General features: G+C 49.5%; 7 protein-coding genes. 3 read left to right on the top strand and 4 right to left on the bottom strand.

The features are described from left to right. Position 1 precedes the first annotated feature (1 nt). Together GF404_04920 and GF404_04925 are read right to left on the bottom strand one after the other, a co-directional pair. Complete coding sequence (locus GF404_04920) at positions 2 to 676, bottom strand: ATP-binding cassette domain-containing protein (GenBank protein MBD3381522.1); 675 nt, start codon at positions 674 to 676, stop codon at positions 2 to 4. Between the two features lie 30 nt (positions 677 to 706). Next, complete coding sequence (locus GF404_04925) at positions 707 to 1,951, bottom strand: efflux RND transporter periplasmic adaptor subunit (protein MBD3381523.1); 1,245 nt, start codon at positions 1,949 to 1,951, stop codon at positions 707 to 709. A gap of 194 nt (positions 1,952 to 2,145) precedes the next feature. Between GF404_04925 and GF404_04930 the strand changes: the two genes are divergently transcribed. Then, positions 2,146 to 2,610 (top strand): CoA-binding protein, encoded by a 465-nt coding sequence (locus GF404_04930; GenBank protein ID MBD3381524.1) that lies wholly within the window; start codon positions 2,146 to 2,148, stop codon positions 2,608 to 2,610. A gap of 1 nt (position 2,611) precedes the next feature. Here GF404_04930 and GF404_04935 read toward each other — a convergent pair whose 3' ends face one another. Then, positions 2,612 to 4,003, bottom strand: coding sequence for an aspartate ammonia-lyase (locus GF404_04935; GenBank protein ID MBD3381525.1), 1,392 nt, complete (start codon positions 4,001 to 4,003; stop codon positions 2,612 to 2,614). A 134-nt stretch (positions 4,004 to 4,137) separates the two neighbouring features. After that, positions 4,138 to 4,626, bottom strand: coding sequence for a hypothetical protein (locus tag GF404_04940; protein MBD3381526.1), 489 nt, complete (start codon positions 4,624 to 4,626; stop codon positions 4,138 to 4,140). Positions 4,627 to 5,068: 442 nt separating this feature from the next. Here GF404_04940 and GF404_04945 point away from each other — a divergent pair, with 442 nt between their 5' ends. Continuing rightward, positions 5,069 to 5,788, top strand: a complete 720-nt coding sequence (locus GF404_04945) for a hypothetical protein (GenBank protein ID MBD3381527.1) — start codon at positions 5,069 to 5,071, stop codon at positions 5,786 to 5,788. A 22-nt stretch (positions 5,789 to 5,810) separates the two neighbouring features. After that, the coding region (locus tag GF404_04950) for a hypothetical protein (protein MBD3381528.1) at positions 5,811 to 6,805 on the top strand (995 nt) is incomplete at its 3' end.

The raw sequence follows: 6,805 nt of genomic DNA on the forward strand, positions 1-6,805 counted from the left end.
CTTAAGTCAGCTCTCCTTTGTCAAGATGACGTACGACTTTGGCCGATTCAGCTGCCCTGGGATCGTGGGTAACCATGATAACCGTTTTCTTGAATTCCTCGTTAAGACGCCCGAGAAGAGTCATGATGTCCTCGGCTGACTGACGATCCAGGTCACCGGTAGGTTCATCGGCCAAAAGAATCGACGGGTCGGTTACAATCGCCCGTGCGATAGCCACTCGCTGTTCCTGTCCGCCGGAAAGCTGGCGCGGATAATGGTCCATCCGGTCGGCCAGGCCGACGATTGAAAGCGCGGTTTCGACATGATTGCGGCGTTCGGCCTTATTCAGGCGTGTCAAAAGAAGCGGAAGTTCGACGTTATCAAAAGCGGTCAGTACCGGTATCAGGTTGTAAAACTGGAAGATAAATCCGATATGATTGGAGCGCCAGCGGGCCAGTTGTCCCTCGGTCAGCTGGGCAACCGATTCGCCAGCAACCGCAAGATCGCCCCGGGTGGGACGGTCGATTCCGGCAATCAGGTTCAGAAGCGTGGTCTTGCCCGACCCTGAAGGTCCCATCAGCGCCAAAAACTCTCCCTCGGCAACATCCAGGTTGATATTCTGAAGGACCGGGATCCGCATATCATCTCGGATATACTCCTTATATAGATCATTGATTCGAACGATAGATTCAGACATAATACTACTCTATTGAAACAGTGTTTTTATCTATTCACCGAGTTCGATCTTGTCGCCATCCTCGAGGCTGGAAGGCGGAGTTAGAACGACCTCGTCGCCATCCTCTAAACCACCTAAGATTTCGACAGTGCGACCGATCGTCTTACCGGTTTCGATATATTTCTTTCTGGCTGTATTACCCTCGACAAAAAAGACGTAACTGCCACGATCGTCTTCCATGACAGCATTTAACGATAACCCGAGGTATGACGGTTCCTCAACTTCAACCGGTTTCTCGTCCGGGTTCATAAAATAAACCCTGGCAGACATTTCCGGGTAGATCAGGCTGTCGAGCTGATTGAAAGCAATTCTCGACATGATCGTGGCAGAGGCGCGGTTGGCGGTCGGGACGATATTTTTAACATAACCGGTGTAGCGAACCTCCGGGTAGGCATCCAGAACTATCTCGCAGGGTTGTGCGACCGAAACTTTCTGGATATTGGCTTCGGAGACATCGGCTTCGACTTCCAGTGAAGCCATATCCGCTAACGCCACCACCGCTCCCGCGGCCGAAGCCGAGGAAGCCATCGGCGCAACGATATCGCCGATTTCGGCCAGCTTGTTGATGACGGTGCCGTTGAATGGTGCCCGGATGATCGTGTTGTCGACACTGATTTCGGCCGAACGAACCGATGCCCGTCGGGCCTGCACAGTCGCGTTTGCCTTGGCATACATGGCCTGATATGATTCAAATTCTGCTTCGTCGATCAGGTTGTTGTTATACAACTGCTGGTTGCGACGGAAATTCGAGGCGGCATCGACACTGTCTGCGAGTGCGATATCGAGATTAGCCTCTGCCAATGCCAGCGACGCTCGAACATCGTCGCTTTCCACCCGCGCGATAATATCCCCCTCGAGTACTTTGTCGCCCTCGCCGACCGAGAGAAATACCAGACGGCCGGTAGCCTTGGAGGCGACATTCGACTGCCTCTGGGCGACAACATAACCGGAGGCCGACAGGGTGGCCTGGGCCGAAGCTCCTTTGATGAGGCGGACTTTTGTGGTGTCGACCGATTTACCCTGTTTCAAACGATCCAGGGCAATAAAATATCCTACAACCAGAACGGCAATTACCAGAATCCATGGTATCGCCTTGGTCCACTTGCGTGTCTTTATCCGTTCTTCTCGTTGCCGGTCAATTTTTAGTGCAGATAAATCTGCGGTCCTGGGATTGTGTTTTTCTTCAGAGTCCATCTTAAGCCGGTTAGTGCTCGAATTGGAAATCTCATGTTTCATGTTTAGCTTCCGAAAAATAGCTCATTATTACAACTTGTCAATCAACTATTTATTTATCCGTTCACAGAGCTTACACCTACCTACGTCATTTTATTCGCCAGGTTTCCATATTTAACCCGTATAGTTTATTTATTCGAAACGAAACACTCAAAAAAATTGCATCTTTTCCAGTTCATGTTTACCTTTCCGTCGCTATGGGAATTCGGCAGTTGATAGATAAGTTTTTGGCGGAAACCCGGATTGTAATGGTGGGAGTTTCTTCTGATGAAAAGCATTTTTCCCGGATTCTTATGCGTGATTTGATCTCCCGCGATTATGAGATCGTCCCGGTAAATCCTAATCAAAAAGAAATCGATGGGATCAAAGTGTTCTCGAATATTGATGATATTCCCGACTGCCCCAGGGCAATGTTGCTTTTGGTCCCGGCTGAAAAAACCATGGGTGTCTGCCGTCAAGCGCCATCGGCGGGAATCGAAATGGTATGGTTTTACCGCTCGATCGGGCAGGGGGCGTACGCTCAGGATGCAGTCGAATACTGCCGAACGAACGATATTGAAGTAATCCCCGGATATTGTCCTTATATGTTTTTAACGGACCCAGGCTTCATCCATTCCGCCCATGTTTTTATGATGAAACTGGCCGGAAAGTATCCACGCTGAACTACTTGCCGGGAATTCCCGGTTCGGTCAGTTTGTCGGGTGACAGGTATATATCCAGTTCCTCTTCTTTCAAATAGCCCTTTTCGACCACAATTTGTTTGATCGGTTTACCGGTTTTTTCCGATTCTTTGGCGACTTCGGCCGCTTTCAGGTATCCTATAACAGTATTTAGGGCGGTCACCATAGCGAAGCTGTTTTCGGCGTAAGCGCGGCAACGCTCGCGGTTAGCGCTGATATTTGCCAGGCAACGGCGGTTGAACGACTCGATTCCGCCGGTCAGGATCTTGATCGATTCGACTAACGTATCAGCGATCAGGGGCATCATCACGTTTAAGTCCAATTGGCCCGCACCGCCGGCTGAGGATATCGTCAGGTCATTGCCGATCACCCGGAAGCAGACCATGTTCAGCATCTCGGCCATGACCGGGTTGACTTTGCCGGGCATGATAGACGATCCGGGCTGAACCGGGGGCAGGTTGATTTCGCTCAGTCCCGTCCGTGGACCCGAGGACAAGAGGCGGAAATCATTGGCGATTCGACCCAGGTCGGTTGCCAGCCCGCGAAGGGTTCCCGAGAGATTAACAAACGGACGCATCGACTGCATCGCCTCGAAGTAATTATCCGCCATATGCAGTTCGAGGTCGAGATTCTTCGAGAGAGTCTCGACCATCTGGCGACGGTAATCGGGATGGACATTGAGTCCGGTACCGGCCGCTGAACCGCCGATTCCGAGCGCTTCAAGTTCTTTGGCGGCAGTTTGTATATGCCTGAGATGATTATCGAGACAGACTTTATAGCCTGAAAATTCCTGGCCCAGCCTGATCGGGACAGCGTCCTGCAGATGAGTCCGGGCGGATTTGATTACATCATCGAATTCTCTGGACTTCTGTTCAAATAAATCGATCATGCGGCTCAGGACCGGGTAGAAATCCTTTAGCATAGTCAATGAGGCCAGACGAATCGCGGTCGGGATCGTGTCGTTGGTCGACTGCGCCATATTGACATGATCGTTGGGATGGATATGCTCGTAATTGCCCGGTTCGCCACCCAGTTTGCGGTTGGCCAGGTTAGCCAGGACCTCGTTGACGTTCATGTTGTGGGAAGTGCCCGCACCGGCCTGGAAGATATCGACTACGAAATGATCGTCAAATTCACCCGCCAGTACAAGGTCAGCCGAGGAAACTATGGCATCGGCTTTGTCTTTTGGCAACAGACCGAGTTTGTCATGGACCTGGGCGGCTGCTTTTTTTATCTCGACGGTAGCATAGATATATTCACTCTGTCCGGTACGCCCGGAAACCCTGAAATTTTCCACCGCGCGCGCGGTCTGGGCACCATAGAGTGCCCGATCCGGGATCTGAATCTCACCCATTGAATCTTTTTCGGTGCGCATATATCCTCCACATGTTTGTATTCTTTTGATTTATAGAAAACAGGATGATAAAGCGATGGTTCCATTTTGATGCAATCGCCATAAATAAAAAAAACCGGAGGATCAGGCCTCCGGTTGAGCAACAAAACATATCGCTATTTCAGGACTTCTTCCTGAAGTTTTTTGATCTTGCGCACATGAGTATCCTCGAATTTGGAGAGATATTCCATCGTTTCCTTGCCGGAAGGATCATCGATCTGCTTCGCCAGCCCGGCGTACAGGTCGCGAGCCCTGATTTCCAGCGAAAGGGCTATATCCAGAATCCGTTTGGGAGTAATTTGGCTGGAGATCTCGTCAATAAAATCCTCGTGAACATCTTCCATCTTCTCATCCAGATTGGGCAATCCGGGTTCTTTCATGGTGTCGTTGTAAGTTACCCACATCTCAGATCGAACAAGGCTGTCGTACTGACGTTCCAGTATCTTGTAATGACTCTTTTCTTCGGAGGCCAGTTGCGCCAGAAGATCCTTGAGATCGTCGCGATCGGTAACATCCATGCTTTTTTTATAGAAAACATAGGAAGCCAGTTCCGCCTGGATTCCCTGATTGAGGCCGTCTAAAACCGCCTGTGAGACAGCTGCCATTTTATTCCTCCTGTAAGTTTACTAAATAATTGTCATCAATTTAACAACAACAATAACTGATGTCAATGTTCCAATATAAACTTAAATGGCTATTATCGAAAAGGTTTTAATTGACACAGCTTGAGCGAAGCTTTAAAATATCCTTATATTGAATGGGGATGGCAGAGGAAAAACAGTCCCGTCCGCTCATCACGTTCAGTCATTGTAAGCTTATACATAATAGTTAGATCGGTTTATTTGACAAACTTGTAGTAAATTACATTTTTTGTCATAAAATCTCGATTCGGTTGCGTATATTTTTAATAAATTGCCGAGGCAAAAAAAGAGGAAGATTAATCTGTGACGCAATATTCCGATGAGACAATCCTGCTGAAGCTAAAGTTGACGGCAGGTTACTGACATCGGTCGCACACAGCTGGACTGCTGAATCAAAGGGATAAAATTGGACGCGAAACCATTTCTAAGAAACAAACTCCACCTGATTCTCATCATCCTCGTATTCCTGGCATTTGTGGTCTACTATCTTGATAATATCTACAACAACGTCGGATATTTCCCCGACCAGCCGATCGTTTATTCACATAAGATCCATGCCGGCGATTACCAGATCGAATGCCTTTACTGCCACACGGCGGCAGAAAAAGGTCCCCATGCGACTGTTCCATCGCTAGAGAGGTGTATGGGCTGTCATTTTGTTGTGGCGATCGACAAGGAAGATGTGCAGACGATGAAATCGATTTACGATGAGGGCAAGGCGATCGAATGGGTACGGGTGCACAGTCTGCCCGATCATGCCTATTTCAATCATAAATGGCATGTCAACGCCGGTATCGAATGCGAGACCTGCCACGGCGAAGTTTCGGAGATGGCTGTTATCGGCCAGGTCAACCGGCTGGAGATGGGCGACTGCCTGATCTGCCATCGCGATAACGACTATTCTCTGCCGTATTTTGAGAAGGTGGCCACGCTCAATGCCGGTGATATCGCTAAAATAGTTTACAGGTATCCGTATTTGAAGTATATCGATGACTGGACTTTGAGGACTATGCAGGAGGCAGGTATTCAATATATTAAAGATGAATCAGAACTCCCGGAAAAACAGGCTACAGGTGTAGATGTACAGCATAATGCTCCCCAGCAGTGCAACACCTGTCACAATTAAGAAAATGGCTTGAGTTACAAACATGGATGACAGATCGAAGAAATACTGGTCGACATTAGCAGAATACTACAATGATCCCGAGGTCGAGAAGCTTCGCTCGGAAGAATTCTTCAGCAAACCGCAAGAATTCCTTGAGCAGAATCATGGTCCGGCCAGTTTCTCGCGCCGTGACTTTATGAAGTTGGGGAGCCTGGCGGCGATGATGTCCCTGATCGCCTGCGGGCAGAGGCCGGTCGAGAAGATCGTGCCTTATTCGCAACAGCCCGAAGAAGTTGTCCCGGGGCTGGCAAACTATTATGCCTCGACCTGTTCGGAATGTCCGGCCGCCTGCGGGATAGTGGCTAAAACCCGTGAAGGTCGCCCGATCAAACTCGAGGGCAATCCGGATCATCCGCTCAACCGTGGCAGGCTGTGTACCCGTGGACAAGCCTCGCTCTTCAATCTTTATGATCCCGACCGCCTGCGTTATCCGCTCAAAACCTCGCCCGATGGAGCTCAGAAACAGCTCTCATTCGATGAGATCGATGCCGAATTAGTTCAAAAGCTAAAAAATATCGAGGGCGACCTGGTTGTCCTGACCGGTACCTGGCACGGCCCGGCGCGTAGCGATCTGATTAACAGGTTTTTAGAACAGTTTCCGCAGTCGCGTCATATTCGTTATGAAGCTCTCTGCCATGACGCTTTCATGCAAACCCGGCGTGATGCTTTCGGCGACACAGCCTTCCCGGAATATCATATCGGCCGAGCAAATATCCTGGTTCTGCTGGGTGCGGATCCGTTTGCGTGCGGACGCAACCGTCTTAAGTATATGCGTGAATTCGCTACTAAACGTCTTCCGGGCGATGAGAGAATGTCGCGGGTCTATGCTTTCGAGCCGGCTTTCTCCGAAACCGGAGCCTGTGGCGACTACCACTGGCCTGTAAATCCAAAAGATTTATATAAAATCGCCGGCGCGCTGGCCAACCAGATTGTGATTAAAGACGGTCATTCCGCCTACATAAATAATGATAGCGTGAA

The sequence above is a fragment of the Candidatus Zixiibacteriota bacterium genome, from assembly GCA_014728145.1.
Classification (GTDB): domain Bacteria; phylum Zixibacteria; class MSB-5A5; order JAABVY01; family JAABVY01; genus WJMC01.

Bases quoted from the DNA above. Each gene is read 5' to 3' on its own strand.
- GF404_04940 (MBD3381526.1), bottom strand. From the start codon at position 4,626: ATGGCAGCTGTCTCACAGGCGGTTTTAGACGGCCTCAATCAGGGAATC.
- GF404_04920 (MBD3381522.1), bottom strand. From the start codon at position 676: ATGTCTGAATCTATCGTTCGAATCAATGATCTATATAAGGAGTATATC.
- GF404_04935 (MBD3381525.1), bottom strand. From the start codon at position 4,003: ATGCGCACCGAAAAAGATTCAATGGGTGAGATTCAGATCCCGGATCGG.
- GF404_04930 (MBD3381524.1), top strand. From the start codon at position 2,146: ATGGGAATTCGGCAGTTGATAGATAAGTTTTTGGCGGAAACCCGGATT.
- GF404_04925 (MBD3381523.1), bottom strand. From the start codon at position 1,951: ATGAAACATGAGATTTCCAATTCGAGCACTAACCGGCTTAAGATGGAC.